Origin of the sequence: Microbacterium croceum, from assembly GCF_023091245.1 — a bacterium.
Taxonomy (GTDB): domain Bacteria; phylum Actinomycetota; class Actinomycetes; order Actinomycetales; family Microbacteriaceae; genus Microbacterium; species Microbacterium croceum.
The window spans coordinates 2,874,088-2,900,513 of the sequence record NZ_JAHWXN010000001.1 but is presented as its reverse complement, the minus strand read 5'-3'; the positions used below and the strand labels follow the sequence as shown (position 1 = coordinate 2,900,513).

Below are 26,426 nucleotides of genomic sequence, written 5' to 3'. Positions count from 1 at the left end.
CGCGCACCAGGTGCGCGCCCGAGGCCCCGCACAGGCTTGGAGTGACACCGTGACCCCGAAGAACAGCTCAGATCCTCTCGAGGAGAACTCGCTGGGGGTGCTCGATGACGCCGCGTCCGTTGACACGGCCGTCATCGGCATCCTCGGTGGGACCGCGCAGGTGAATGTCGTCCTCCCGCAGGATGACGACGACGACCTCGATGACGATGGGGTGCTCGACGGAGAAGTCGTGGCCGATCTCATCGTCGACGAGGTGTCCATCGAGGGCGTGAAGATGCCCGATGCGGCGGTGCCGACGACTCCGATCTCGCCGCTCGATGCGGAGGTCGTCGCTCCGCTCTCGGCATCAGCCGCGTCAGCGGCGAAGCCGGAGCCGCATCCGCTGGTGTCGGAGACGCCCGCCAGCGGCCTCCTGAAGTCGGCAGCCAAGGCGACCGCGAAGAAGTCGAAGAAGAAGACGGCGGCGACGGCGGAGAAGCTCGTGGCCACGACCTCCATGCCCGACGCCACGGTGCGGGAGCAGGACGTGCCCGAGCGGGAGTCGTCCGGTGCGGCGGCTCCGAACGCTCCGATGCCTGACGTCGATGTCCCCGAGGGCAAGGGCCCTGAGGCCAAGGCCCCCGAGACGACGATTCCAGCGGCGAAGGACGCTGCGATGACCGGAGCTGCAGCCCGTGTCTCGGCGGAAGCTGCAGTGCCGGCTCCTTCTGCGGAGGATATCGTCGTCGACGCCGTGCTCGAGGAGTCGCCCGTGTCCGTATCGATCGTCGCCGCGTCCGCCGAGACCATCACGGATGCGGTCGTCGTCGTAGACGAGGAGAGCGCCGCGGTCGAGGAGGAGACGGTCGATGAGGTCGCGATCGCTGCGCGATTCCTGGCCAGAGCAGATGCCGATGCGATGGCCGCGAAGGCGTCGGCCGCTTCCGCGTCGATCGAGAAGGAGAGCACCGCCGTGTCCACCTCTGAAGAGAAGGCCGTCGCCACCCAGCCCACGCGCGCCGCAGCGCGTGCGGAAGTGACGCTGACCTCGAAGCGTCTGGACGACCTGAGCGAGGCGGGGCGGGAGACCGCCGACCTGCTCACGGCTGACCGGCTGCTCGATCCGCATCGCGTCGCCAAGCCGGAGCCGGAGGGGGCGTGGAGCCACTTCCTCTACACGGTGTCCGGTCGCCGGATCAACATCGGCGATGGCAAGCGGGCCCGAGAACGCAAAGCACTGACGGCACGGATCGCCGCGCCCCTGGTGGGCGGTGCGAGATTCGTCCCCGTGCTCTCGCGCAAGGGAGGCGTCGGTAAGACGACGATCACCGCGCTCCTCGGTATGGCACTCGCGGATGCGCGAGACGACCGTGTGATCGCGGTCGACGCCAACCCCGACCGCGGCACGCTGGCCGACCGTGTCGTGCGCCCGCACCACTCCAAGTCGGTGCGAGATCTCGTGCGCATCCACGACGAGGTGAAGGGCTATCACGACATCTCGGCGATCGTGGCGCGCGATGCGACCCGTCTCGACGTGCTGGCCTCGGACGCGGATCCCCGCATCGCGGAGGCGTTCAGCGATGACGACTATCGCGACGTCGCCGGTGTGGCGGCGCACTACTACTCCCTGGTGCTCACCGACACCGGGACCGGGATCGTGCACTCGGTGATGGCCGCGACGCTCGACCTGGCCGATCAGATCGTGATCGTGTCCGGGCTCAGCGTCGACGAGGCCAGACTCGCCTCCGAGACTCTCACCTGGCTGGAGACCAACGGATACGCGGAGCAGGCGCGCGATGCGATCGTCGTGCTCAACCAATCGACACCCGGTGCTCCACTGGTGCGCCTCGATGAGCTGGAGTCGCATTTCGCGACGCGGGCCAAACGCGTGGTCCGAATGCCGTACGACACCCAGATCGCAGGAGGCGGCGCGATCGTCTTCGCGAACCTGCAGCCGGAGACGAGGGCCGCGGCGCGTGAGCTCGCGGCGCTGCTGGTCGAGGGTCTTCGGGGACAGGTCTCCTGATGACGGTTCGCGAGATCCGCATCTTCGGTGACCCCGTGCTGCGCACCGTCTGCGCTCCGATCGACGAGATCGACGACGGGGTGCGCGCTCTGGTCGCCGACCTCATCGACACCGTCGCGCTTCCCGGTCGCGCCGGTGTTGCCGCCCCCCAGATCGGTGTGGCGCTGCGGGCCTTCAGCTACAACATCGACGGCGATATCGGCTATGTGCTCAATCCCGTGCTGACCGAGGTGCGAGGCGATCCGGTGCCGACCGGTGAGGGCTGCCTCTCGGTGCCCGGGCTCTGGCATGACGCCCTGCGGTACCCGTGGGCACGCGTCGAGGGCGTCGATCTCGACGGACAGCCGGTCGTGCTCGAGGGGGAGGGGCTGCTGGCTCAGGCGCTTCAGCACGAGACCGATCATCTCGACGGCAAGCTCTACCTCTCACGGCTCGACGCCGAGACACGACGCACCGCGATGCGCGAGGTGCGCGAGAGCGCCTGGTTCTGAACGACGTCTCGGGCTGACACGAACGGCCCCCTGCGCACCTGCGCGGGGGGCCGTTCGTTCGTGAAGGAGTCGCCCGGGACGCTCAGCCGCCGATGGCGACGTTGGTCGTGGCGACCGGCTCGTCGTAGAGTGCGGAGATCTCGTCGGCGAAGTCCTTCATGATCACGTTGCGCTTGATCGAGAGCTTCGGGGTGAGGTGACCTGAGGCCTCGGTCCACTCGGAGTCGAGGATCGTGAACTTGCGGATCGACTCGGCGCGGGAGACACGTGCGTTGGCGGCGTCCACCGCGCTCTGCACCTCAGCGCGGACGGCCGCGTTCTTCGAGGCGTCTGCGAGCGAAAGATCTGACGGGAGGCCGTTGTTGGCCAGCCAGGTCGGCAGCATCTCCGGGTCGAGGGTGACCAGCGCCGAGATGAACGGCTTCTGATCTCCGACCACGACGACCTGCCCGATGATCGGGTTCGCACGGATGGGGTCCTCGAGCGCGGCCGGGGCCACGTTCTTGCCGCCCGCGGTCACGATGATCTCCTTCTTGCGACCGGTGATGGTGAGGAACCCCTCGGAGTCGAAGCTGCCGATGTCGCCGGTGCGGAACCAGCCGCCCTCGCTGAACGCCTCGGCGGTCGCCTCTTCGTTGTTCCAGTACTCCTTGAACACGTTGATGCCGCGGACCTCGATCTCGCCGTCATCCGCCAGGCGCACTCCGACGCCGGGGAGGGCGGGGCCGACCGTGCCGATCTTCGACTTGTCCGCCAGGTTCACGGTCGCGGGAGCGGTCGTCTCGGTCAGGCCGTAGCCCTCGAGGATGACCACGCCGAGGCTGTGGAAGAAGTGGCCGAGGCGCGAGCCGAGCGGGGCGGACCCGGAGACCGCGTATGCGACGTTGCCGCCCATGGCCTCGCGCAGCTTGCTGTAGACCAGCTTGTCGAACAGCGCGAACTTGAGCTTCATCCCGAACGGGATCTTCGAACCGGCCTCGACGAGCTTGGAGTGCTCGATCGCGACGTCGGCCGCGGCGCGGAAGATCTTGCCCTTGCCTCCGGCCTCCGCCTTCTGCTCAGCCGAGTTGTAGACCTTCTCGAACACGCGAGGGACAGCGAGGAGAAAGGTCGGCTTAAACGATCCGAGTGCGGGCAGCAGCTGACGGGTGTCGGGCTGGTGACCCGTGCGGACTCCGGCGTGGATGTCGAGGATAGAGATGAACCGTGCGAACACGTGCGCGGTCGTGATGAAAAGCAGGGTGGACGCGCCGGGCGTCTGCACGACCTCGTTCAACGCCTTCGCCGAGTTGCGGGAGAGCTCGACGAAGTTGCTGTGCGTCAGCACACAGCCCTTGGGGCGGCCGGTCGAGCCGGACGTGTAGATGAGCGTCGCGATGTCGGAGCCGACGGCCAGACTGCGGCGTCGCTCGATCTCCGCATCGTCGACCGATGCTCCCTGCGCGGTGAGGGCGTCGATCGCGCCCAGGTGCAGCTGCCAGATCTCGCGGATCAGTGGCAGTTCGCTGCGCACTTCATCGACACGGGCGAAGTGCTCGGGGGACTCGACGATGAGGGCGATCGCCCCGGAGTCCTCCATGATCCACTGGATCTGCGAGGGAGAGCTGGTCTCGTAGATGGGGACCATCACCGCGCCGGCGTAGAAGAGGGCGAAGTCGATCAGGGTCCACTCGTAGGTGGTTCGCGCCAGGAAGCCGACCTTCTCGCCGGGCTGAATGCCGGCGGCGACGAATCCCTTCGCCACGGCGACGACGGCCGTCTGGAAGTCGGCGGCGGAGATGTCGCGCCAGCCTGCGCCGTCGGGCACGGAGAACAGAGCCCGATCAGGGGTGGCCTTCACGCGCTCGACCAGAAGATCGGCGACGTTCGCTTGGGGGTCGGCGGGGACGATCGCGGGGACTTCGAACTGGACCACGGCAGCTCCTTCGGTACCTGTCGGGACGGGTTGCGTTCGAGTCTAGGGCATGAGACGGGGTCGCAGAGAGGGTGAAACCCAGTCGCGACACGGGTCTTCGGTGGCGAGACGCCCCGGCGGATGCCCGGCACGGCGCTAGACTTCACCTCGATGTTCTACTGGCTGATGAAGTACGTGGTGATCGGCCCCGTGGTCAAAGGGATCTTCCGCCCCTGGATCGTGGGCCGCAACAACGTGCCCGCGAATGGAGCGGCCATCCTGGCCAGCAACCACCTCTCGTTCGCCGACTCGATCTTCCTCCCGCTGGTGATCGACCGTCGGATGTCGTTCCTCGCGAAGAGCGACTACTTCACCGGGCGAGGCCCCAAGGGCTGGGCGACGAAGTTCTTCATGAAGGCGACGGGGCAGTTGCCGATCGACCGCTCCGGGGGCAAGGCCTCGGAGGCGTCGTTGAACACCGGGCTGCAGGTGCTCGGGGGCGGCGATCTGCTCGGCATCTATCCCGAAGGCACGCGCAGCCCCGACGGCAAGCTCTACCGCGGTCGCACCGGCATCGCTCGAATGGCGCTGGAGGCGAAGGTCCCGGTCATCCCCGTCGTGATGGTCGACACCGACACCGCGATGCCGATCGGACAGCGTCTGCCCCGCGTCGTGCGCGTCGGGATCGTGATCGGCGAACCCCTCGACTTCTCCCGTTACGCCGGCATGGAGAACGACCGCTACATCCTCCGCTCCGTCACAGACGAGATCATGGTCGCCCTCCAGCGGCTCGGGCAACAGCACTACGAGGACGTCTACGCGTCGACCGTGAAGGACCGCCTTCCGTCGCGCGTCACGCAGCGGTCCTGAGGCGTCCGCGGTGCGGTGCGCCCACTAGGCTGGGAAGATGCTCCCGCACGACATCGACGCCCTGGACGCGTGGCGCTCGCTTCCCATCAAACAGCAGCCGCAGTGGCACGACGCCGCCCGCGTGGCAGAGGTCTCCACGCAGATCGCCGGGCTTCCGCCTCTGGTCTTCGCCGGCGAGGTCGACAACCTCCGGGATCGTCTCGCTCGTGCGGCATCCGGCAGGGCATTCCTGCTGCAGGGCGGCGACTGCGCCGAGACCTTCGCCGGTGCGACCGCGGAGCAGATCCGCAACCGCATCAAGACCGTTCTACAGATGGCCGTCGTCCTGACCTATGGCGCGTCGATGCCGATCGTCAAGATGGGCCGGATGGCCGGACAGTTCGCCAAGCCGCGCTCGAGCGACACCGAGACTCGAGGCGATGTGACGTTGCCCGCCTACCGCGGTGACATCGTCAACGGATACGACTTCACGGAGGGCTCGCGCCAGGCCGACCCCGGCCGGCTGCTGCAGGGGTACCACACCGCGGCATCCACCCTGAACCTCATCCGTGCGTTCACGCAGGGTGGCTTCGCCGACCTCCGCGAGGTGCACTCGTGGAACAAGGGCTTCGCGCAGAACCCGGCGAACCAGCGCTACGAGCGCATGGCGGCCGAGATCGACCGTGCGATCAAGTTCATGGAGGCCGCCGGTGCGGACTTCGACGAGCTGAAGCGCGTCGAGTTCTTCACCGGTCATGAGGGTCTGCTCATGGACTACGAGCGGCCGATGACCCGCATCGACTCCCGCACGGATACGCCGTACAACACCTCGGCGCACTTCCTCTGGATCGGTGAGCGCACGCGCGACCTCGACGGCGCGCACGTCGACTACTTCTCGAAGATCCGCAACCCCATCGGCGTCAAGCTCGGGCCGACCACGTCGCCCGACACGGCGCTCGCGCTGATCGACAAGCTCGACCCGAACCGTGAGCCCGGTCGCCTGACCTTCATCACGCGCATGGGGGCCGGCAAGATCCGCGACGCGCTCCCGCCGCTGCTGGAGGCCGTCCGTGAATCGGGCGCACAGCCGCTGTGGGTCACCGACCCGATGCACGGCAACGGCATCACCACGCCGACCGGATACAAGACCCGTCGTTTCGACGATGTCGTCGACGAGGTCCGCGGCTTCTTCGAGGCGCACCGCGCAGTGGGCACGTTCCCCGGCGGCATCCATGTCGAGCTGACCGGCGACGACGTCACGGAGTGCCTGGGCGGGTCCGAGCAGATCGACGAGGCCGCACTCGGAACCCGCTACGAGAGCCTGTGCGACCCGCGCCTGAACCACATGCAGTCGCTCGAGCTCGCCTTCCTCGTGGCAGAGGAGCTCGAGAAGCGCTGACGCATCGCGCGCGCAACGACGAAGCCGCCCTCCCCGATCGGGGAGGGCGGCTCTCTCGTTAAGCGACGCAGGGCAGCGTGCGAGGGCGGATCTAACCGGCGAAGGTCATCTTCAGCGTAATCGTGGCGCCCTTGCGTTGAGCGTCCTTCGGGCTGTATGCCTCGACCCTTGTGTTCTCGTTCGCAAGGAGGTCCCACACGGAATCCGGCAGGCCGGTGTCGCTCGTGTACGTGTAATTGAAGCCGCCGTCTGCCGACTGCAGTGCGCTCGTCGCTTCATCCCGGCTCATCCCGCTGACGTCAGGAACAGCGAAGAGCGGGGGACCAGTTGAGATGATGAGTTGCACTCGGTCGCCCGGACGCCAGTTCCCCTGCTCCGCACGATCAGCCACGCCGATCACACGGTCCTTCTCGACATCTTCGCTGGCGGCGTATTGCGGGTCGTCCGTTACCTCAAGCTTCTTGTCGGTCAGTGTGCGCTTCGCCTGATCCACGCTCATGCCCGATACGTCGGGGAAGGCGCCGGCGGAGACATAGAGTTCCACCGTGTCGTCCTCGAGGAGCTCGCATCCATCACCGCACGCGTAGGCGTCGCCGCCCGCCCGCGGGGTGACGTAGGCGTTGATGACCACACCGGCATCCGCCTTGGAGAACAGCATGAGCGGATCATCCGTCACGTTCACGTTGAGTCCGCTGAGATACTCCCTGGCATCGCTCTCGGTCTTGCCGTTCAGCGCGTCGGCGGTGTGCGACGCCGGCCCGAGCGAGACGTAGACGGTCACCTCGCTGCCCTTGTCCAGGCGTTCGCCCGTGTCAGGGTCACTGCGGATCGTCACCCCCGCATCCACGTCGATCGAGTTCTCCTCGGCCTTCACCGGGGTGAACCCCTCTTCCGAGAGCTGAGCCGATGCGGCCTCGAAGCTGAGTCCCTTGACATCCGGTACGGCGATCAGCGATCCAGGACCGGAACCGAACCACCAGCCGACGCCACCTGCCAGCACGGCCAGCAGCAGCACGAGAGTGAGCAGGAAAGCTCCGCGGGCGCGTCGCTTCGAGGCGCGCCGGCGCAGGATGGTTGCATTGTCGATCGTCTGCGGTGCCGGCGCCGCGGGATCGGCGATGACCGTGGTTCCCGGCATCACCTTCGTGAGGTCGCCCGAGTCCGCCTGAGTGTGCATCGGCTGCGTGCGGGGGGCAGCAGCGACGGGTGTGACGCCGAGAGAGCGCTCGATCTCACGGAGGCGCTCCAGCATCTGCTGCGCGTCGTCCGGTCGCTCGTCCGGGGACTTCTCCGTCGCCCAGAGCACGAGCTCGTCGAGCTGCTCCGGCACGGCGGGGTTGCGCACACTGGGGCGCGGGACGGATTCGGTCGCGTGCTGGAACGCGATCTGCATGGGCTGCTCGCCCTTGTACGGCTGCTCGCCGACCAGCATCTCGTAGAGCATGATGCCGAGCGCGTAGATGTCGCTGCGGGCATCGGCTGTTCCCCTCGTCACCAGTTCCGGTGCCAGGTACGCGATCGTGCCGAGGAGCTGCTGTCCGGTGGCGGTGTTGGCGGTGGTCGCCCGCGCCAGTCCGAAGTCACCGATCTTGATGCGGCCGTCCTCGGCGAGCAGCACGTTCTCGGGCTTGACGTCGCGGTGGACGATGCCGGCGCGATGCGCGGCTGACAGCCCCGCCAGCACGGCATCCATGATCGTGATGGTCTGGGCGATCGTGAGGCGCTTCTGCTCGCGGAGGAGCTCGCGCAGGGTGATGCCCGGCAGGTACTCCATCACCAGGTAGGCCAGTTCGCCGTCCTGACCCTGATCGAAGACGTTTACCACGTGCGGATCCGCCAGCCGAGCGGCGGAGCGGGCCTCCTGGATGAAGCGGCTCTGGAAGGCAGAGTCGTCGCTGAGGTGCGCATGCATCACCTTGAGAGCGATGCGGCGTTCCAGTCTGAGGTCCGTCGCGACGTACACCGTGGCCATGCCGCCACGGGCGATTCGGGCGCGTACCCGGTAGCGACCGTCGACAAGCCTCCCGATGAGGGGGTCGGCCTGCTGATTGGACGTCACGTCAGAATTCTATGGAGAACTGCCTGAAAGCCCGGGGAACGGCTCACCCCTGAGGCCCTCGGGTTTTCGGAACAGTGCTCATCCATGGGCGACGAGCCATTGGTAGGCCTGGGTCTCCCATCGGCCGTACTTGTCCGGATACGCCGAGATCTGCACCGCCTGAGCGGCATCCGTGAAGGACATCTTCTCCCAGCCGGGAATGTCGAGCAGGCCGCGCGTCACAGTGCCATTGGGGTCATGCCGTCCGCCGTAGAAGACCCGCGTGCTGCGATCGGCGTCCTGCACCTGGGCGGGAGTGCCCCAGCCCGTGCTCGGACGCTGCTGGAAGATGCCGAGCGAGTCCCGGTCGCCCCAGTCGAGATTGCGTAGGCCGGATTCCACCATCCCGGTCGCCAGCGCGATAGCGATCCCTCGGTCGGAGACGCCGAGCTCCCGACCGATGCGGATGATGAGTGCGGCTGTGGCGGCCTGCTCGGCGTCCAGGGAGGAGGCGAGTTGTGGCGCCGGTGTCGTCACCGTTGCCGCGGCGGTCTGCTGCACGACGAGCGTCTGTCCCGGATAGATGATCGATGACGACTGGAGTCCGTTCAGGGCGAACAGGGCGCTGGTGGTCGTGCCGTACTTCTTCGCGATCGCGAAGACGGTGTCGCCGGCCACAACCTTGTGAGTGCGCGAGGACGCGGCCGTTGCGGGTGCGGCCGGAGCAGGTGCTGCTGCCGCTGCGGGCGCGGCAGCGCCGGACACAGCCAGCTTCTGCCCCGGATAGATGATCGATGTGCGGGTGAGTCCGTTCGCCGCGAGCACGGCGTCGACCGTCGTGCCGTATTTCTGTGCGACGCCGAAGACCGTGTCCCCGGCGACGACCGTATGGCGGGTGGCGGAGGGCGCTGCAGGCCTCGGCGCTGGTGCGGCGACCGCAGCGGGTGCGGCGAGCGCGAGCGTCTGTCCCGGATAGATCACGGAACGCCAGGAGAGGCCGTTCCAGGTCAGCACGTCTACCGTGCGCAGGCCGTGTCGTGCGGCGATCGACGAGATCGTATCGCCGGCCCGCACGACGTAGCTCGTCGGTGTCGACTGCGCGGGCACGAGACGCGCCGAGCCGTGCAGTCGCTCGAGCGGCATCGTCTCCTGCGTTGCGGCGGCGGGGGATACGGCGAGGGTTCCGGCCAGTGCCCCCAGTACGGCTGCGGGCACTCCCAGTTGAATGTGACGCGTGCGACGCGTGGCGGTGTGCAGTCTCAAGGTTGCCCCCTTTTCGAGCTCCTGAAACGCTGACACGGAAGTAAAGAGAAGTCAACAGGAGTGACTGAAGTGAAGAAAGTGACGGGAGTGCCGATATGCGGTGCGCGTTCTGAGGTGAGATAGTGGGCAACGTGTCTGAGAACGTTGCTGTGACCCCTGCCGCCGAGTGGCTGACGATGCCCGACCTCGTCGAAGCGCTCGATGTACCGCTCGGACGTGTTCGCCGACTCATCGACGAGCACTACCTGGTCGGATCCCGTCGCTCCGGCGTCTTCGCCGTGCCTGCGGTGTTCATCGTCGACGGCCATCCGCTCAGCTCTTTGCGCGGCACGATCATCGTGCTGCAGGATGCCGGCTTCACCGACGACGAACTCATCGACTGGCTGCTTGAAGAAGATGAGAGCCTCGGACGTTCCCCGATCGCCGCGCTGCTGGCCGGTCACAAGAGCGAAGTCCGTCGCGTCGCGCGCACTCTCGCCTGAGGCGTCGGCCGATCCGCTCAGGCGGAGCGGACAGTGGCCGCGCGTGCCAGGTCCCGCAGGTCGCCGACGGCGGCGTTGTCGAGCCTCGCGCCGCTGAGGGCCTGGTCGGCCGCTCGTGTGTAGTCGGCGATCATCGTCTCGATACGGCCGAGGGCGCCTGACCCCTCGATCGTCGCCTGCAGGAATGACACCTGCTGCGCCGTCAGCTCCGGATCGCCGAGCAGCTCGTCGAACACGGTCCGTGCGGGGGAGTCCAGGGCTTCGCGGGTGAGTGCCACCAGAACGGTTCGCTTGCCCTCTCGAAGATCGTCTCCTGCGGGCTTCCCGGTGACGGCGGTATCGCCGAAGACGCCGAGAATGTCGTCGCGGAGCTGGAACGCCATACCGACAGGCCGTCCGAATCGGCGCAGAGCCTGCACCTGATCGGCGTCGGCTCCGGCGAGGGCTGCGCCGAGGATCAGTGGCTGCTCGATGCTGTAGCGGGCCGACTTGAGGGAGGCCACGCGCAGTGCACGCTCCGCATGAGTGCCGTTGTCATTCACGATCCAGGCGGACTCCTCCGCGATGTCGAGGAACTGGCCGGTCGTGACATCGCGCCGCATGCGCGCGTACTCGGTCCTGACCGCGGAGGCGAAGGGGTGCCCCTGGAGTGCCGCCTCCAGCAGGTCGTCGCTCCAGGCGACGAGGAGATCGCCCAGCAGGATCGCCGACGCGCGGCCGAAGGCGGCGGCATCGCCGGTCCATCGAGCGACGCGGTGGGAGCTCTCGAGAGCGCGATGCGCGGCCGGGCGGCCACGTCGGGTGTCGGAGTTGTCGATCAGATCGTCGTGCACGAGGGCGGCCGACTGGAAGATCTCCAATGCCGCGCAGACGTCCCAGAGACTGTCGGTCTCCGTGGAGCTCCGATCGTCGAAGCGCGCCGTCGCCCTCCAGCCGGCGTGGCAGAACCGTGCCCGCAGGCGCTTGCCTCCGATCAGCGTTTCCGCTGCGGCGTCGAGGAACGCCGCGGCATCGGGGCCGTACTCCTCGGATTCGGTGCGCATCTGGGCGATGAATCGCTCCAGGCGGAGGGCGACGGCGTCCTGGATCGGAGTGGGGGATGGCACACTCTCAGCATACGTAAAGCAAGCGGGAGTCGAACTGCTGGCCCCGGATGCCCGGGCGCGCGTAGAATGGATGGACGAATACCCGAGGGGGACGAAATGCCACTCTCCGAACAGGAGCAGCGTCTGCTCGATGAGATGGAACGCCATCTTCTCCACAACGACGCGGACGTCGTGAGCGCGCCGTCAGGTGACCGCACGCTGAGCTATCGCAACCTCGTCTACGGCGCACTGCTGCTGCTGGTCGGCGTCGGCGCACTGGTGGCCGGTGTGATCATCGGCGACGTCTGGGGCATCGTGGTCGGCGTCGTCGGATTCGCTGCGATGCTGGCCGGAGTGATGTTCGCGGTCACCCCTGTGCGGCGTACCAGTCCTGCCACCCCGAGGGAAGCCGCTTCCGCCAAGCGGCAGGATTCCGCGTCCTTCATGGATCGCATGAACGATCGATGGGATCGGCGACAAGACGGTCACTGACCTCCCCTCCACTTCTTTTCGGGAAGGCCCGGATGCTCTGAGCATCCGGGCCTTCTTGCGTCTGCCGCCGAGTGAGGCCGCTTATCCGGGCGCGCGGGGGAGTAACCGGCGCCCGTGCGGATCCTCCACTGGCCCTCCACCTTCCTCCACTGCGACTTTCCGCGGAATATCAAGTGACTCTTGCCGTCGGAGACGTGTCTGACGCGGATTGACCGTAGGAATGTGGAGGAAAGTGGAGTAAAGTGGGGCGCACCTCGAGTTGGCCGGACGCAGAGGGGGTGATGGCCGATGTTGCTGGGTACGCACTCACCGAAGCTGGACGACAAAGGAAGGGTCATCCTTCCCGCGAAGTTCCGCGAAGACCTCGGCGGCGGCATCGTCGTCACCCGAGGTCAGGAACGCTGCCTCTATGTCTTCAGCACGGCCGAGTTCGAGGCGATGCACGAGCGGATCCGTCAGGCCCCGCTCGCCAACAAGCAGGCGCGTGACTTCATGCGACTGTTCCTCTCCGGTGCGAGTGCGGAGATGCCAGACAGCCAGAACCGCATCACCATCCCCGCACATCTGCGTCAGTACGCAGGACTGCAGAAGGAGCTCATCGTCACCGGAGTCGGCGCCCACGCCGAGATCTGGGATGCCGAGAGCTGGAACACCTACCTCGCCGCCGGTGAGGAGACCTACTCCGAACTCGAGCAGGAGGTGATTCCGGGACTCTTCTGACCACGGCTGTGATGCCCCGCCGCTCCCGCCCCGACACACTTCCCCGGTGCCGGGTCGCGAAGCGGAGGGGGATCAGAGCCGAAGGTCACCCCGAGAAAGATCATGAACCTCCGAGACATTCACACCCCCGTTCTGCTCGACCGCTGCGTCGAGCTGCTCGCCCCTGCCCTGCAGGCCGACGGTGCCGTGCTGGTCGATGCCACCCTCGGCATGGGCGGGCATTCCGAGGCGTTCCTGGAGCGCTTCGCCAACATCCGTCTCATCGGTCTCGACCGCGACACCGACGCGTTGCGCATCGCGGGGGAGCGGCTCGCCCGGTTCGCCGATCGCGTCACGCTGGTGCACACCGTGTACGACGAGATCGGCCTGCATGCGCAGGGCGCTTCCGCGATCCTCTTCGATCTGGGCGTCTCCTCGCTGCAGCTCGACGAGGCCGAGCGCGGCTTCGCGTACTCGAAGGATGCTCCGCTCGACATGCGGATGGACCAGACCAAGGGCATCACCGCTGCTGAGGTCATCGCGACCTACAACGAGGGCAACCTCCGCCGCATCTTCGAACGCTACGGCGAGGAGAAGCTGGCCGGCCGGTACGCCCGCTTCATCATCGAGGCCCGGCAGAAGAAGCCGATCCTGCGCTCCGGCGAACTCGTCGAGATCCTGGTCGCCGCCACCCCGGCGGCGGCGCAGCGCGCGGGACATCCGGCGAAGCGGGTCTTCCAGGCGCTGCGCATCGAGGTGAACGCCGAGCTCAACGTGCTCGCCGATGCCATCCCCTCGGCCATGGACTCCCTCAACGTGGGCGGACGGATCGCGGTGATGTCGTATCAGTCCCTCGAAGACCGCCTTGTGAAGCAGGCGTTCGCCGCGGCCGCCGCGTCGACGGCACCCGCGGGGCTCCCCGTCGAACTGCCCGAACACGCTCCCCGGTTCCGCATCCTCACCAAGGGGGCTGAGCTCGCTGACGACGAGGAACGCGCGCGCAACCCGCGGGCGATCCCGGTGCGTCTACGGGCCGCTGAGAAAGTACGGGACCGCGCATGAGCCTGAACGCCACCGTCCGCAAGCCGGCACTCCCGGTCGCACCGGCACGCGCTCCCGAACGTCGGCTGCGCCCCGTCACCCAGGCTGCGCCGCGTCGCAAACCCAAGCTGGCATACGCGCTCATGGCGCTCGGCGGTGCGCTCGCGATCGGGGCGGCGCAGATCGGGCTCTCGCTCGCGATCACGCAGGACTCCTTCGTGCTCGCCGACCTGTCATCGCAGCAGCGCGAACTCACCCTGCGTACGCATGCGCTCCAGGAGGAGCTGACAGGACTCAGCTCGCCGCAGGCTCTCGCGAGCGAGGCCGCGGATCTCGGCATGGTGGTCGCGGGCTCCCCGTCGTATCTGCGCCTGAGCGACGGCGCAGTGTTCGGCGTCGGCTCCGGCGCGGACTGGACGTCGACCATCGACCCGAACGGCAGCGGCGCCGTGAGCAACTCGCTCATCACCGTGCCTCCGGCCGACACCCCCGTGCCGGGGAACAGCACGGTCGACCCGGCCACGCAGGAGCTTCCGCCGGCGATCACCGACGGCCTCCCCAGCCCCACGACGCGCTGACCCTGCACGCCGACCACCCACCATCCGACGGAGAGATCCCATGACGACACGAGCAACCCGCGGACCGCGTCGGCGTACGGTCGTCGCCCTCGCCGTGATCCTCGCGGTGCTCGCGGCGTTCGTGGTGCGCCTCGTCGACATCCAGGTCGTCAGCGCGGATGAGCACATCAACGACTCCCTCCAGCACATCGGCAAGGGCGACCGCATCTCCGGGCAGCGCGGCGCGATCGTGGATACCGAAGGCACCGTGCTCGCCTCGAGCGTGATGGTCTATGACGCACAGCTCAGCCCGCTCGTCATCACCGAGTTGGAGAAGAAGAACCCGAAGGTTCCGTGGGCAGAGGCTTCCGAGCGGATCGCCGCGATCACCGGGCAGACCGGCGATGAAGTGCGTGCCCTCGTGGCGAACGCGCTCGCCGAGAATCCCAAGAGCCAGTTCGTGCAGCTCAAGAAGTCGCTCTCGACGGATCAGTACATCGCGCTGCGCGACCTCAAGCTCTCCTACCTGCACATGCCGGCGCGCGAGACCCGGGTGTATCCCAATGGCGCGGTTGCGGGGAACATCGTCGGCTTCCTCGACGGCAGCGGCAAGGCGCAAGCCGGCATCGAGAAGATGGAGCAGTCCTGTCTCGCTCCCGTCGACGGTGAGGAGAGCTATCGCATCGGCAAGGACGGCGTCGTCATCCCCGGCAGCGAGCGCACCGTGGATGCGGTGAACGGCGGCACGGTGCAGCTGACCATCAACAGTGATCTGAACTGGTATCTGCAGCAGATGATCACCGAGGAGGCCAAGAAACAGGGCGCCAAGGGCGGAACCGTCACGGTGGTCGAGGTGAAGACCGGCAAGATCCGCGCCGCAGCGGAGTGGCCGGCGCTCGACCCCAACGATCTCGGCTCAATGACGGCCGACGACTGGGGCAGCGAGATCTTCCACCACGACTTCGAGCCAGGATCGACGTTCAAGGCCATCACCGCGGCTGCCGCCATGGAGGGTGCAGGCCTCACGCCGTTGAGCACCGTGTCCGCGTCGTCGCGGGAGACGTTCCCCAACGGAGCCGTGATCAACGACGCGTTCTCCCACCCGGCCTACAACTACACGCTCGCCGGTGCCTTGATCGACTCGTCGAACGTGGCGCTGTCGAAGTTCGGCACCACGGTCAGCCCCGAGGTGCGCTACGACTACCTGCAGCGCTTCGGTGTCGGTACGGACACGATCGGGTTCCCGACCGAGGTCTCCGGCACCCTGCACCCTGTGAGCGAGTGGGACAACCAGTCGCTGTACACCACGACGTTCGGCCAGTTCTTCACCGTCACCGCCGCACAGGTCGCCGGCGCCTATCAGGCGATCGCGAACGGCGGGGAGAAGATCGACCTCTCGCTGATCGAATCCTGCACGCAGGCGGATGGCACCGTGGTATCCGCCAAGGAGCCGAAGCACGAGCAGATCGTCACCGAGAAGACCGCTGCCGACCTCACCCGCATGCTCGAGAACGTGGCGGTGCAGGGCGGCAACGCCGAGCGCATCCAGGTTCCGGGCTACCGCGTGACCAGCAAGACGGGTACTGCGCAGGTTCCGGACACGGTCAACGGCGGATACAAGGCCGGCGTGTACTTCACCAGCATGGTCGGTTTCGCTCCCGTCGACGATCCGCAGTACGTCGTCGTGGTCACGCTGGACGAGCCGACTAAGGTTGTATCGTCCGCGGCCACCGCAACCGCCTTCCAGAAGGCGATGACGCAGGTGATGAAGACCTATCGCGTGATGCCTTCCTCCGCACCCATGGATGAGTTGCTGCCCAAGTTCGAATAGCCGGCGAAAGCCGCGCCTGGAGATGTCATGATCGCCCTGTCGCTTGCTGAGATCGCCGCAACTGTCGGCGGTGAACTGCGCCTCGCCGGAACCGACTCCGCCGAGACCGTCGTCGACGGCGTCGTGGACACCGACTCCCGCGTGATGACAACCGGTTCGATCTTCGTGGCCAAGCCCGGAGCCGAGACCGACGGCCACCGATTCGTCGGTGCTGCCGTCGCGGCGGGAGCCGCTCTGGCCATCGTCGAGCATCCGGTGGACGAGGACGTCACCCAGATCGTGGTCGCCGATGTCGTCGCCGCTCTGGCCGACCTGGCGCGTGAGGTCGTCGCACGCGTGCGCGCAGACGGCGACCTGCGCATCGTCGGCATCACCGGCTCCAACGGCAAGACGACCACCAAGAACTTCCTCGCGCGGATCCTCGCCGATGAAGGCGAGACGGTCGCTCCGATCAATTCGTACAACAACGAGGTCGGTGCCCCCGTGACCATGCTCCGCGTCACCCGGAGCACGCGCTTCCTGGTGAGCGAGTTCGGTGCTGCGGCTCCTGGCAGCATCGCCCGGCTGGCAGGACTCGTCGAACCGGACATCGCGGTCGTGCTGATGGTCGGGATGGCGCATGCCGGCGGCTTCGGCGGTATCGAGGAGACGGCCAAAGCCAAGTCGGAGCTCGTCACCGCCGCGAAGGCGAACGGCACCGCCGTGCTCGGCGTCGACGATGCGCGCGTGGCCGCGATGCGGGAACTCGCCGAGTCTCGCGGCATGACGGTCGTCGGTTTCGGTCAGGGAACCGCCGCGGATGTGCGTGCGCACGGCATCGAGGTCACCGCTGCCGGCACCCGCTGCACCATCGAGGCCGACGGGCAGCAGATCCCGCTGCACCTGCGCGTGCTCGGCGCGCACCACATCACGAACGCGCTGGCGGCCATCACCGCGGCTCGTGTGCTGGGCGTCTCGACCGCGGACGCGGTCGCGCGCCTGGAGACCGTCGAGATCGCCGAACGCTGGCGCATGCAGCCGATGGGTAGCGACAGGGTGCGCATCATCAACGACGCCTACAACGCCAGCCCCGATTCGATGGCCGCAGCTTTGCGGACCCTCGCGCAGATCACCGGCCCTGGTGAGCGGACCGTTGCGGTCCTGGGTGCCATGAGCGAACTCGGCGAGAGCGCAGGGGAGGAGCACGACCGCATCGGCCTGCTCGCCGTGCGCCTGAACATCCAGCGCATCGTGGTGGTCGGCCCCGAGGCCCGCAGACTCTATCTCTCCGCCGTCGGCGAAGGCTCCTGGGACAGCGAGGCAGTGCATCTGCCCGACCAGGATGCAGCGTTCGAGTACCTGCGCACGGAACTCCGTGACGGTGATCGCGTGCTTGTCAAGTCATCCAATTCCGTGGGCCTTCGGCATCTCGGCGATCGTCTGGGAGAATTGTTCTCGTGAGGTCACTCATCATGGCGGCGGCGATCTCGCTCGCCTTCACCCTGTTCCTGACTCCCGTCTTCCTCCGGCTCTTCCGGAAGTGGGGGTGGGGGCAGGTCATCCGCACCCCCGAGGCCGTCGAGAATCCGAGCCACGAGGCGAAGCGCGGTACCCCGACGATGGGGGGCGTGATCTTCATCGCGGGCTCGATCGTCGGCTACTTCACCGGGGTCTACGTGAGCGGCGAGCAGCCGGCGCTGTCGGCGCTCCTGGTCATATGGCTCATGGTCGGTTTCGGCGCCGTGGGCTTCATCGATGACTACATGAAGGTGCGCAGCCAGCGCAGCCTCGGCCTCTCCGGATGGCGCAAGGTGATCGGCCAGCTGCTCGTGATCATCCCCTTCGGGATCGTCGCCCACAACTTCCCGAACAAGTTCGGGCAGACGCCGGCGAGCGAATCGATCTCGTTGTTCCGCGACATCACCTGGCTGAACCTCTTCGCCTTCGGCGTCGTGCTCGGTTGGGTCCTGTACCTGGCCTGGATCGCCGTGATCGGTGTCGCCACCTCGAACAGCGTCAACCTCACGGACGGACTCGACGGGCTCGCGGCCGGAGCCGGCGTCATCGTCGTCAGCGCGTACAGCTTGATCGCCTTCTGGCAGTTCAAGCAGCCCTGTGCCGGAGGCGATCCCGGATCGCTCGGCGGTTGCTACGAAGTGCGCGATCCCTTCAACCTTGCGATCATCGCGGCGTCCGTCGCCGCGGGCCTGATCGGCTTCCTCTGGTGGAACGCCCCGAAGGCGAAGGTGTTCATGGGTGACGTCGGCTCGATGGCCATCGGCGGGGTCATCACTGCGATGGCGATCCTGACCCGCACCGAGCTCCTGCTCCTGGTTCTCGCCGGGGTGTTCGTGCTCTCGTCCGGATCCGTGATCCTGCAGCGCGCCTACTTCAAGCTGACCCGCGGCAAGCGGCTGTTCCTGATGAGCCCGTTCCACCATCACCTCGAGATGCGGGGCTGGTCCGAGGTGACCATCGTCGTGCGGCTGTGGATCATCGCGGGTCTGCTGGCCGTCTCGGCTGTCGGGCTGTTCTACGTCGAGTGGCTGACACGTGTCGGCTGAGCGTCTGCGCACCCTGACCAGCTGGCATGCCGACTGGAAGGGGCTGCGCGTCGCAGTTCTCGGCCTGTCGACGACCGGGTTCTCGGTCGCCGACACGCTGACGGAGCTCGGGGCGGACGTGCTCGTGCTGAGCGAGTCCGCCGAGGAGGAGTACGCCCGTCTGCTCCCCGTCATCGGTGCCAGGCTCGAGCTCGGATCGCTGGCCGATGTACCCGCCGCGCTGAGCGACTTCGGACCGGAGCTCGTCATCGCCTCTCCCGGGTTCCCGCCCACGCATCCGGTGATCCGTTGGGCGCAGGAGTCCGAGATCGCGCTCTGGGGTGACGTCGAACTCGCCTGGCGTCTGCGCGACAAGGTTGTTCGAGCGGACGGCTCACCGGCCGACTGGGTGCTGATCACCGGCACCAACGGCAAGACCACCACGACGCAGCTCACCGCGACGCTGCTCGCCGCGGGCGGACTGCGTGCGGCCCCCTGCGGCAACATCGGTGTGCCGGTACTCGATGCGGTGCGCGACCCCGCCGGTTTCGACGTGCTGGTCGTCGAGCTCTCCAGCCACCAGCTCTGGTACCTCGGGCAGTCGGATGCCGAAGGCGAGCTGTTCCCTCATGCGGCGGTCTGTCTGAACCTCGCCGACGATCACCTGATCTGGCACGGCAGCGCCCAGGCATACCGTGATGCGAAGGCTCTGGTCTACCGCAACACCCGCGTTGCCTGCGTCTACAACAAGGCCGACGAGGCCACCCGGCGCATGGTGGAGGACGCGGAGGTCGTCGACGGCGCCCGTGCCATCGGCTTCGATCTCGGAATCCCGGGTCCCAGTGATCTCGGCGTCGTGGAAGGGCTGCTGGTCGACCGCGCGTTCCTCGACGATCGCTCGCGCAGCGCCCTCGAGTTGACGACCCTCGCGGACCTGGAGCGGGCCGGCCTCGCAGCGCCCCACATCGTGCAGAACATCCTCGCCGCCAGTGCCCTGGCCCGATCGCTCGGAGTCGAACCGGAGGCGATCCACGCCGCGCTTCAGGGGTTCCGTCTCGATGCCCACCGTATTCAGATCATCGCCCAGCACGGCGGCATCGCCTGGATCGACGACTCCAAGGCGACCAATCCTCATGCGGCGGCATCATCGCTTCGCGCCTATCCCGGCGCGGTATGGATCGTCGGCGGTGATCTCAAGGGCGTCGACCTCTCGGATCTCGTCGCCGATGCCGGACGCACCGCGCGCGCCGCCGTCGTGATCGGCGTCGATCGTGCTGCGGTTGTGACGGCGTTCCAGCGACACGCGCCCGCGGTGCCGGTCTTCGAGGTCGATGCCGGTGACACTGGACAGGTCATGAATCGTGTCGTGGAGATCGCGGCCGGAATCGTCGACGGCGAGGGAACAGTCCTGCTGGCTCCTGCTGCGGCATCCTTCGATCAGTTCTCCAGCTACGCGGATCGCGGCCATCGCTTCGCCGAAGCGGTGCGAGAGTGGATCGACCGGGGGAGCGACGATGACGCAGGTAGCCCGCCCGCCGGGATCTGAGTCCGGCGGTCTCGCAGCTCGCGTGTCGCTCGGACGACGTTTCGTACCGGTTTCCAGCGAGTTCCTCATGATCGCGTCGACCGCGCTGCTGCTGACGCTGTTCGGGCTCGTCATGGTGCTGTCGGCAACCAGCGCCACCTCGATCGGCAACGGTGAGAGCCCGTGGAGTGCTGCCCTGCGTCAGGGGATCTTCGCCGTGCTCGGCGTGCCGCTGATGTTCCTCGTGAGCAGGCTGCCCATCGCGTTCCTCAAGCGCATGGCGTGGCCGGCGCTCTTCGGTGCCGTCGCCCTCCAGCTGCTCGTGTTCACACCGCTCGGCGTTGAGGACGGCGGCAACCGCAATTGGATCAAGATCGCGGGCTTCACGCTGCAGCCCTCCGAGTTCCTCAAGCTCGCTCTCGCGCTCTGGATCGCTTACGTGCTGTTGCGCAAGCACGCGATGCTCGGCACCTGGCACCACGTCTTCATCCCCGTGGTGCCGGTCGGTGCTCTCGCCATCGGGACGGTCCTGGCCGGACATGACCTGGGTACCGCGATGGTGCTCGTCCTCGTGCTGCTGGGGTGCCTGTTCTTCGCCGGGGTGAAGCTCCGGCTCTTCATCATCCCCGTCATCCTCGGGGTCGTCTCCGTGCTCGCACTGGCGTTGACGAGCGGCGACCGGATGCGCCGCATCCTGGCCCCCTGCAACGACATGAGCCGCTATTTCGACGACTGCTACCAGTCGATCCACGGGGTCTGGGGCATGGCCAGCGGCGGGATCTTCGGTCTCGGTCTGGGCAACTCCCAAGAGAAGTACGGCTGGCTGCCTGCCGCCGGCAACGACTTCATCTTCGCGATCGTCGGCGAGGAGCTCGGGCTCATCGGCTGCATCGTCGTGCTGGCGCTGTTCACGTTCTTCACGATCGGTGCGTTCCACGTCATCCGCAAGACCGACGATCCCTTCATCCGCGTCGCCGCCGGCGGCATCACGGTCTGGATCGTGGGCCAGGCTGTGCTCAACATCGGCGTCGTCATCGGGATCTTCCCCGTGATGGGCGTCCCGCTCCCGTTCATGTCGCAGGGAGGTACCGCGTTGCTGGCCGTACTGCTCGCCTGTGGCGTGCTGTTGGCGTTCGCGCGTACGATCCCCGCGGTGGAGCCGGGTACCGCCGCGCAGCGCCCGGCGACTCCCCGGGGTTCCTCGGCAGGGCGGGGTAGGGTCACCAAGTGACCTCGTACTTGCTCGCCGGCGGAGGAACCGCCGGCCATGTCAATCCCCTGCTCGCCGTCGCCGACGGACTCCGTGAACGCGACCCCCAGGCCGACGTCCTCGTGCTCGGCACTGCCGAAGGGCTGGAATCGCGGCTCGTCCCCGCGCGCGGCTATGAGCTGCTCGTGGTCGACAAGGTGCCGTTCCCGCGCCGTCCCAATTCGCAGGCCGTCGCATTCCCTGGGCGCTTCCGCAAGGCGATCGCGCAGGTGCGCGCCCACATCCGCGCCCACGACATCGATGTCGTGGTGGGTTTCGGGGGATACGCCTCGGCTCCGGCCTACGTCGCGGCGCGTCGTGAGCGCATCCCGTTCGTGGTCCACGAGGCGAACGCCAAGCCCGGACTCGCCAATGTGCTCGGAGCGCGCGGGGCCGCAGCCGTCGGGGTCGCCTTCGAGGGGACCCCGCTGCGGGGCGGAGAGGTCGTCGGGATGCCCCTGCGCCGTGAGGTCATCGCAGTGGATCGCGCCGCCCTCCGCGGAGAGGCGGCCACCGCCTTCGGGCTCGATGCTGCACGCCCCGTCCTGCTCGTGTTCGGCGGATCGCTCGGAGCGCAGCGGTTGAACGAAGCTCTGGCGGATTCGTGGCGAGACATCCTCGATGCGGGCTGGCAGCTGCTGCACGTCACGGGCGAGCGCAGTGACATGCCCGACCCCGGCGCCGTCGGGTATACGATGCGTCGCTACGTCGACCGGATGGACCTCGCCTTCGCGCTTGCGGATCTGATCGTCTCGCGGTCCGGCTCCGCGACCGTCAGCGAGGTGAGCGCGCTCGGCATCCCCGCCCTCTACGTGCCGTACTCCGTGGGCAATGGCGAGCAGCGGCTCAACGCGGCATCTGCCGTCGCGGCGGGCGCTGCGGAGCTGCTCGATGACGCGACCTTCGATGGCGACGCCGTCCGGCGGATCGTCGTCCCCCTGCTGCATGACGGCGAACGCATCGCTGCGATGGCATCAGCGGCGGAGAAGGTCGGCACCCGTACCGGCACCGAGAACGTGATCGCGCTCATCGATCGCGCCGTCGGCGCCCCGAACTAGACTGAGCTGGACATGATCAGACCCGACCTCTCCCTCCCGATTCCCGAGACGATCACCTCTGCGCACTTCATCGGCATCGGCGGTTCCGGCATGAGCGGACTCGCCAAGATGTTCCTCGACGCCGGCATCCGTGTCTCCGGTTCCGACCGCGCCGACAGCGACAATCTCCGCGCGCTGGCCGCTGCCGGGGCGACCGTGCATGTGGGGCATGACGCGGCTCATCTCGGCGATGCCGACACCGTCGTGCATACCGGGGCGATCTGGCCGGAGAACCCGGAGTTCCTGCTTGCGAAGGAGCGCGGTCTTCACGTCATCCACCGTTCGCAGGCGCTGCACTGGCTGATCGGCTCGCGTCGTCTGGTCTCGGTGGCCGGTGCGCACGGCAAGACCACATCGACCGGCATGATCGTCACCGCGCTGCGTGAACTCGGCGTCGACCCGCACTTCGTCAACGGAGGGGTGATCGAGCAGCTCGGCGTCTCCAGCGCGACCGGCACGGGCGATCTCTTCGTCATCGAGGCCGATGAGTCCGATGGCACGTTCCTGCTCTACGACACCGCCGTGGCGCTCATCACCAACGTCGACCCCGATCACCTCGACCACTTCGGATCTGAGGAGGCATTCCACGACGCCTTCGTGCGGTTCGCGGATGCTGCCAGCGAGGCCGTCGTGATCTCGAGCGACGACGCCGGTGCGCTGCGCGTCGGCGCGGGGCTCTCGCACCCGAACGTGCTCACCTTCGGTCAGGCCGCCGACGCCGACGTGCGCGTGTCCGCCGTCGTCGCCGCAGGACCGGTGTCGGCGACGATCACCCACGGCGACGAGAGCGAGCGCATGCAGCTCGCCGTGCCGGGGCTGCACAACGCGATCAACGCTGCAGGAGCGGTCACCGTGCTGCGTGCGCTCGGCTTCGGCCTGGCTGAGGCCGTCCGGGCAGTGGAGGGGTTCGCCGGCACGGTGCGGCGCCTCGAGCAGCATGGCGTCGAACGCGGGGTCACGGTCTACGACGACTACTCGCACCACCCCACCGAGGTCCGCGCCGCGCTCGAGGCGATGCGCAGCATCTCGGGTCCTGGGCGCATCATCGCGATCCAGCAGCCTCACACGTACTCACGCACGCAGCACATGTACCAGGAGTTCGCCGACGTGCTCGAGGAGTTCGCGGATCACACGGTGATGCTCGACGTGTACGGCGCGCGGGAGGATCCGGTTCCCGGCGTCACGGGCGAGCTCGTGAGCGGTGCGTTCCGTGACCCCGAGCATGTGCACTTCGTCGCCGACTGGCAGGAGGCTGCCGACTACACCGCGACCATCGCCCGCGACGGCGACTTCGTGATCACGCTCGGCTGCGGCAACGTCTACCAGATCATCCCGCAGGTGCTGGAGTCGCTGCGCCGGACCGTCGAGGCGTAGCCCGTGCGTCGACCCCCACCGCTTCCGACCTCCCCGGAGAGCCAGGGGGAGCAGGAGCGAGCCTCGATGCCCGTTCTGCGCCCGGCTCGGCGTGAGTCCCCGGTCTCGGCACGCTTGTCGGACGCGCCATCGTCGTCAGACGATGGCGCCGAGGTGGGCGCGGGTCGCGGGGATGCCGAGACGCCGCCGACCTCCACGCGCGATGTGTGGCGGGCGGCGCGTGCCAGACGCAAGGCTCTGCGCGCGGAGATCCGCCGCTTCACCCAGCGCTCCCGTCGCCGTCGGATCATCTGGGGGAGCGCCCTCGGTGCGGTCGTCCTCCTCGTGGGAGGGAGCGTCGCCGCCGCATACAGTCCGCTGTTCGCCGTCGAGAAGATCACGGTCGCCGGTGCATCCACTCTCGACGCGGCTGCGGTGGAGGCGGCACTGAGCGGTCAGATCGGCACGCCGTTGGCGCTCGTGGACACGAGTGAGGTCAAGGCGGCGCTGTTGGCGTTCCCCCTGATCGAGACCTACGCGCTGGAGGCCAGACCTCCACATGACCTGACGGTGCGGATCGTCGAGCGCACGCCGATCGGGGTGATCCGCTCCGATGCCGGATACACGCTCGTGGATGCCGCCGGCGTCGCGCTGTCGACGACCTCCGATCAGCCGGCAGGACAGCCTCTGATCGACGTCGCGGCAGGCATCGATTCGTCTGCCTTCCAGAGCGCAGGGCTCGTCGTGCGTTCGCTGCCTGCCGACCTGCGCTCTCAGCTGACCGGTGTGCGCGCCAGCACCGCCGATGATGTGACCCTCACGCTCAGCAGCGGGCTGACCGTCGTATGGGGGAGTGCTGAGAAGTCCGCGCTGAAAGCGCTCGTGCTCGAGCGGACGCTCGCGGCGAAGCCGGATGCCTCGACCGTCGATGTCTCATCCGCGCAGACCGCCGTCGTCGGCTGACGGCGACCACATTCGCGACGCGGAATCGTGTCGTTCTGAGCGCCGAACGGGCGCAGACGACCCATTCCGACAGGAATGAGGCGACACGCCCAGAATGCTGCGCCCGCAACGGCATGCGGCGCTTACCGTCAATCAAGAGAACGCAATACCGGGAAATACTTTACACCTCTAGTTGAGGTTTAAGGTTCACCCCATCTTCTCGACAACGAACGCAAGGCTCGACTAATCGGAGGCCGGCCATGAGCCAGAACCAGAACTACCTCGCCGTGATCAAGGTCGTCGGCGTCGGCGGTGGCGGCGTCAATGCCGTCAACCGCATGATCGATCTCGGTCTCCGTGGAGTCGAGTTCATCGCCGTCAACACCGACGCGCAGGCGTTGCTCATGAGCGACGCGGACGTCAAGCTCGATGTGGGCCGTGAGCTCACGCGCGGCCTCGGCGCCGGTGCCGACCCCGAAGTGGGGCGCCGTGCGGCTGAGGATCACGCCGAGGAGATCGAGCAGGCGCTGACCGGGGCCGACATGGTGTTCGTGACCGCCGGCGAAGGTGGCGGAACCGGAACCGGTGGCGCCCCGGTCGTCGCGCGCATCGCGAAGTCGATCGGCGCCCTCACCATCGGTGTCGTCACGAAGCCCTTCTCCTTCGAGGGCCGCCGTCGCCAGAGCCAGGCTGAGGCCGGCGTCGCCAAGCTCAAGGAAGAGGTCGACACCCTCATCGTGGTGCCGAACGACCGTCTCCTCGAGATCAGCGACCGCGGGATCTCGATGATCGAGGCGTTCGCGACCGCCGATCAGGTGCTCCTCGCCGGTGTGCAGGGCATCACCGACCTGATCACGACCCCTGGTCTGATCAACCTCGACTTCGCCGACGTCAAGTCGGTCATGCAGGGCGCGGGTTCCGCGCTCATGGGTATCGGTTCCGCACGCGGCGCCGATCGCGCGATCAAGGCCGCGGAGCTTGCCGTCGAGTCTCCGCTGCTCGAGGCGAGCATCGAAGGCGCGCACGGCGTGCTGCTGTCCATCCAGGGCGGGTCGAACCTCGGCATCTTCGAGATCCACGATGCCGCCGATCTCGTCAAGGAGGCTGCGCACCCGGAGGCGAACATCATCTTCGGTACGGTCATCGACGACAGCCTCGGCGACGAGGTGCGCGTGACCGTGATCGCGGCGGGCTTCGACGGCGGCGAGCCTTCGCTGCGACTGGACCCGATGGTCGTGAGCCGCCCTGCGGCGACGCTGCCCGAGGTCGCCCTCTCCGATGACGCCTCGGCGCCTGCCGACGGTGTCGCGGAGTCCGAGCCGGCTCCGCAGCGCGCGACGGCGACCAGCATCGAGCCGGCGTTCGCCGATGACGACATCGACATCCCCGAATTCCTGAAGTGACGCTCGACCAGGCTCAGCAGGCCCCGAGCCTGGCCGCGCGGCTGTCGGCGATCGATACTCGGATCGCCGACGCCGCGCGGCTTGCCGGCCGCGACCCCGCCGAGATCACTCGGATCGTCGTGACGAAGTTCCACCCTGCGTCCCTGGTGCGCGAGCTGTACGAGCTGGGCGTCCGCGAGGTGGGGGAGAATCGCCAGCAGGAGCTCACC

At 67.5% G+C, this 26,426-nt stretch carries 22 protein-coding genes and 1 pseudogene; 19 read left to right on the top strand and 4 right to left on the bottom strand.

The genetic code is table 11. The features are described 5' to 3' along the window. The first annotated feature begins 49 nt into the window (after positions 1–49). Positions 50–2,005 carry a MinD/ParA family ATP-binding protein gene (locus KZC51_RS13770; protein WP_247630510.1) on the top strand — a complete coding sequence of 652 codons (1,956 nt, stop codon included), beginning with the start codon at positions 50–52 and terminating at the stop codon, positions 2,003–2,005. Beyond that, the gene (gene def, locus KZC51_RS13765) at positions 2,005–2,496 is read left to right on the top strand and encodes a peptide deformylase (RefSeq protein ID WP_247630509.1); all 492 of its coding nucleotides are present in this window, start codon (positions 2,005–2,007) and stop codon (positions 2,494–2,496) included. Before KZC51_RS13770 ends, def begins: the two co-directional genes overlap by 1 nt. 82 nt (positions 2,497–2,578) lie before the next feature. Here the strand turns inward: def and KZC51_RS13760 are convergent, their stop codons facing one another. Next, on the bottom strand, positions 2,579–4,411 hold the full coding sequence (locus KZC51_RS13760) for an AMP-dependent synthetase/ligase (protein ID WP_247630508.1): 1,833 nt from the start codon (positions 4,409–4,411) through the stop codon (positions 2,579–2,581). Between the two features lie 150 nt (positions 4,412–4,561). On the opposite strand from KZC51_RS13760, the gene KZC51_RS13755 reads away from it, so the two are divergent. Both KZC51_RS13755 and KZC51_RS13750 read left to right on the top strand, forming a co-directional pair. Continuing rightward, on the top strand, positions 4,562–5,260 hold the full coding sequence (locus tag KZC51_RS13755; RefSeq protein ID WP_247630507.1) for a lysophospholipid acyltransferase family protein: 699 nt from the start codon (positions 4,562–4,564) through the stop codon (positions 5,258–5,260). A gap of 37 nt (positions 5,261–5,297) precedes the next feature. Continuing rightward, entirely contained in the window at positions 5,298–6,638 is a 1,341-nt protein-coding gene (locus KZC51_RS13750) for a class II 3-deoxy-7-phosphoheptulonate synthase (protein ID WP_247630506.1), read from the top strand. 91 nt (positions 6,639–6,729) lie between these two features. Here KZC51_RS13750 and pknB read toward each other — a convergent pair whose 3' ends face one another. Then, entirely contained in the window at positions 6,730–8,697 is a 1,968-nt protein-coding gene (gene pknB / locus KZC51_RS13745) for a Stk1 family PASTA domain-containing Ser/Thr kinase (protein WP_247630505.1), read from the bottom strand. Between the two features lie 78 nt (positions 8,698–8,775). Further along, a complete protein-coding gene (locus tag KZC51_RS13740) occupies positions 8,776–9,939 on the bottom strand; it encodes a LysM peptidoglycan-binding domain-containing protein (RefSeq protein ID WP_247630504.1) in 1,164 nt (387 codons plus the stop codon). A gap of 122 nt (positions 9,940–10,061) precedes the next feature. Here KZC51_RS13740 and KZC51_RS13735 point away from each other — a divergent pair, with 122 nt between their 5' ends. Next, entirely contained in the window at positions 10,062–10,421 is a 360-nt protein-coding gene (locus KZC51_RS13735; RefSeq protein ID WP_372491789.1) for an Rv2175c family DNA-binding protein, read from the top strand. Between the two features lie 17 nt (positions 10,422–10,438). On the opposite strand, the gene KZC51_RS13730 is transcribed toward KZC51_RS13735, so the two are convergent. Continuing rightward, on the bottom strand, positions 10,439–11,464 hold the full coding sequence (locus KZC51_RS13730; protein WP_281732131.1) for a polyprenyl synthetase family protein: 1,026 nt from the start codon (positions 11,462–11,464) through the stop codon (positions 10,439–10,441). Positions 11,465–11,623: 159 nt separating this feature from the next. Here KZC51_RS13730 and KZC51_RS13725 point away from each other — a divergent pair, with 159 nt between their 5' ends. The 14 genes and pseudogenes from KZC51_RS13725 to KZC51_RS13660 all read left to right on the top strand — a co-directional run. Beyond that, complete coding sequence (locus KZC51_RS13725) at positions 11,624–11,998, top strand: SCO2097 family morphological protein (RefSeq protein WP_247630502.1); 375 nt, start codon at positions 11,624–11,626, stop codon at positions 11,996–11,998. A 288-nt stretch (positions 11,999–12,286) separates the two neighbouring features. Beyond that, positions 12,287–12,718, top strand: coding sequence for a division/cell wall cluster transcriptional repressor MraZ (gene mraZ / locus KZC51_RS13720; protein WP_207480762.1), 432 nt, complete (start codon positions 12,287–12,289; stop codon positions 12,716–12,718). Positions 12,719–12,820: 102 nt separating this feature from the next. Beyond that, positions 12,821–13,759: a 16S rRNA (cytosine(1402)-N(4))-methyltransferase RsmH gene (rsmH, locus tag KZC51_RS13715; protein WP_247630501.1), complete on the top strand. Its 939-nt coding sequence runs from the start codon at positions 12,821–12,823 to the stop codon at positions 13,757–13,759. Next, positions 13,756–14,316 carry a cell division protein FtsL gene (ftsL, locus tag KZC51_RS13710; protein ID WP_247630500.1) on the top strand — a complete coding sequence of 187 codons (561 nt, stop codon included), beginning with the start codon at positions 13,756–13,758 and terminating at the stop codon, positions 14,314–14,316. The genes rsmH and ftsL overlap by 4 nt, the downstream gene beginning before the upstream one ends. A 40-nt stretch (positions 14,317–14,356) precedes the next feature. After that, the gene (locus KZC51_RS13705) at positions 14,357–16,126 is read left to right on the top strand and encodes a peptidoglycan D,D-transpeptidase FtsI family protein (protein ID WP_247630499.1); all 1,770 of its coding nucleotides are present in this window, start codon (positions 14,357–14,359) and stop codon (positions 16,124–16,126) included. Positions 16,127–16,153: 27 nt separating this feature from the next. Beyond that, on the top strand, positions 16,154–17,566 hold the full coding sequence (locus KZC51_RS13700) for a UDP-N-acetylmuramoyl-tripeptide--D-alanyl-D-alanine ligase (RefSeq protein WP_247630498.1): 1,413 nt from the start codon (positions 16,154–16,156) through the stop codon (positions 17,564–17,566). Beyond that, complete coding sequence (mraY, locus tag KZC51_RS13695; RefSeq protein ID WP_247630497.1) at positions 17,563–18,669, top strand: phospho-N-acetylmuramoyl-pentapeptide-transferase; 1,107 nt, start codon at positions 17,563–17,565, stop codon at positions 18,667–18,669. The genes KZC51_RS13700 and mraY overlap by 4 nt, the downstream gene beginning before the upstream one ends. Continuing rightward, entirely contained in the window at positions 18,659–20,194 is a 1,536-nt protein-coding gene (gene murD / locus KZC51_RS13690) for a UDP-N-acetylmuramoyl-L-alanine--D-glutamate ligase (protein ID WP_247630496.1), read from the top strand. The genes mraY and murD overlap by 11 nt, the downstream gene beginning before the upstream one ends. Further along, positions 20,163–21,404, top strand: coding sequence for a putative lipid II flippase FtsW (gene ftsW / locus KZC51_RS13685; protein ID WP_247630495.1), 1,242 nt, complete (start codon positions 20,163–20,165; stop codon positions 21,402–21,404). Before murD ends, ftsW begins: the two co-directional genes overlap by 32 nt. Next, positions 21,401–22,480 carry a UDP-N-acetylglucosamine--N-acetylmuramyl-(pentapeptide) pyrophosphoryl-undecaprenol N-acetylglucosamine transferase gene (locus KZC51_RS13680; RefSeq protein WP_247630494.1) on the top strand — a complete coding sequence of 360 codons (1,080 nt, stop codon included), beginning with the start codon at positions 21,401–21,403 and terminating at the stop codon, positions 22,478–22,480. The genes ftsW and KZC51_RS13680 overlap by 4 nt, the downstream gene beginning before the upstream one ends. Before the next feature lie 12 nt (positions 22,481–22,492). Then, entirely contained in the window at positions 22,493–23,893 is a 1,401-nt protein-coding gene (murC, locus tag KZC51_RS13675; RefSeq protein WP_247630493.1) for a UDP-N-acetylmuramate--L-alanine ligase, read from the top strand. A gap of 66 nt (positions 23,894–23,959) precedes the next feature. Continuing rightward, positions 23,960–24,835: a cell division protein FtsQ/DivIB gene (locus tag KZC51_RS13670; protein ID WP_281731756.1), complete on the top strand. Its 876-nt coding sequence runs from the start codon at positions 23,960–23,962 to the stop codon at positions 24,833–24,835. A gap of 239 nt (positions 24,836–25,074) precedes the next feature. Next, the gene (gene ftsZ, locus KZC51_RS13665; RefSeq protein WP_247630491.1) at positions 25,075–26,217 is read left to right on the top strand and encodes a cell division protein FtsZ; all 1,143 of its coding nucleotides are present in this window, start codon (positions 25,075–25,077) and stop codon (positions 26,215–26,217) included. Further along, positions 26,214–26,426: pseudogene (locus tag KZC51_RS13660) on the top strand (YggS family pyridoxal phosphate-dependent enzyme); the annotation flags it as partial. The gene ftsZ and the pseudogene KZC51_RS13660, both read left to right, overlap by 4 nt.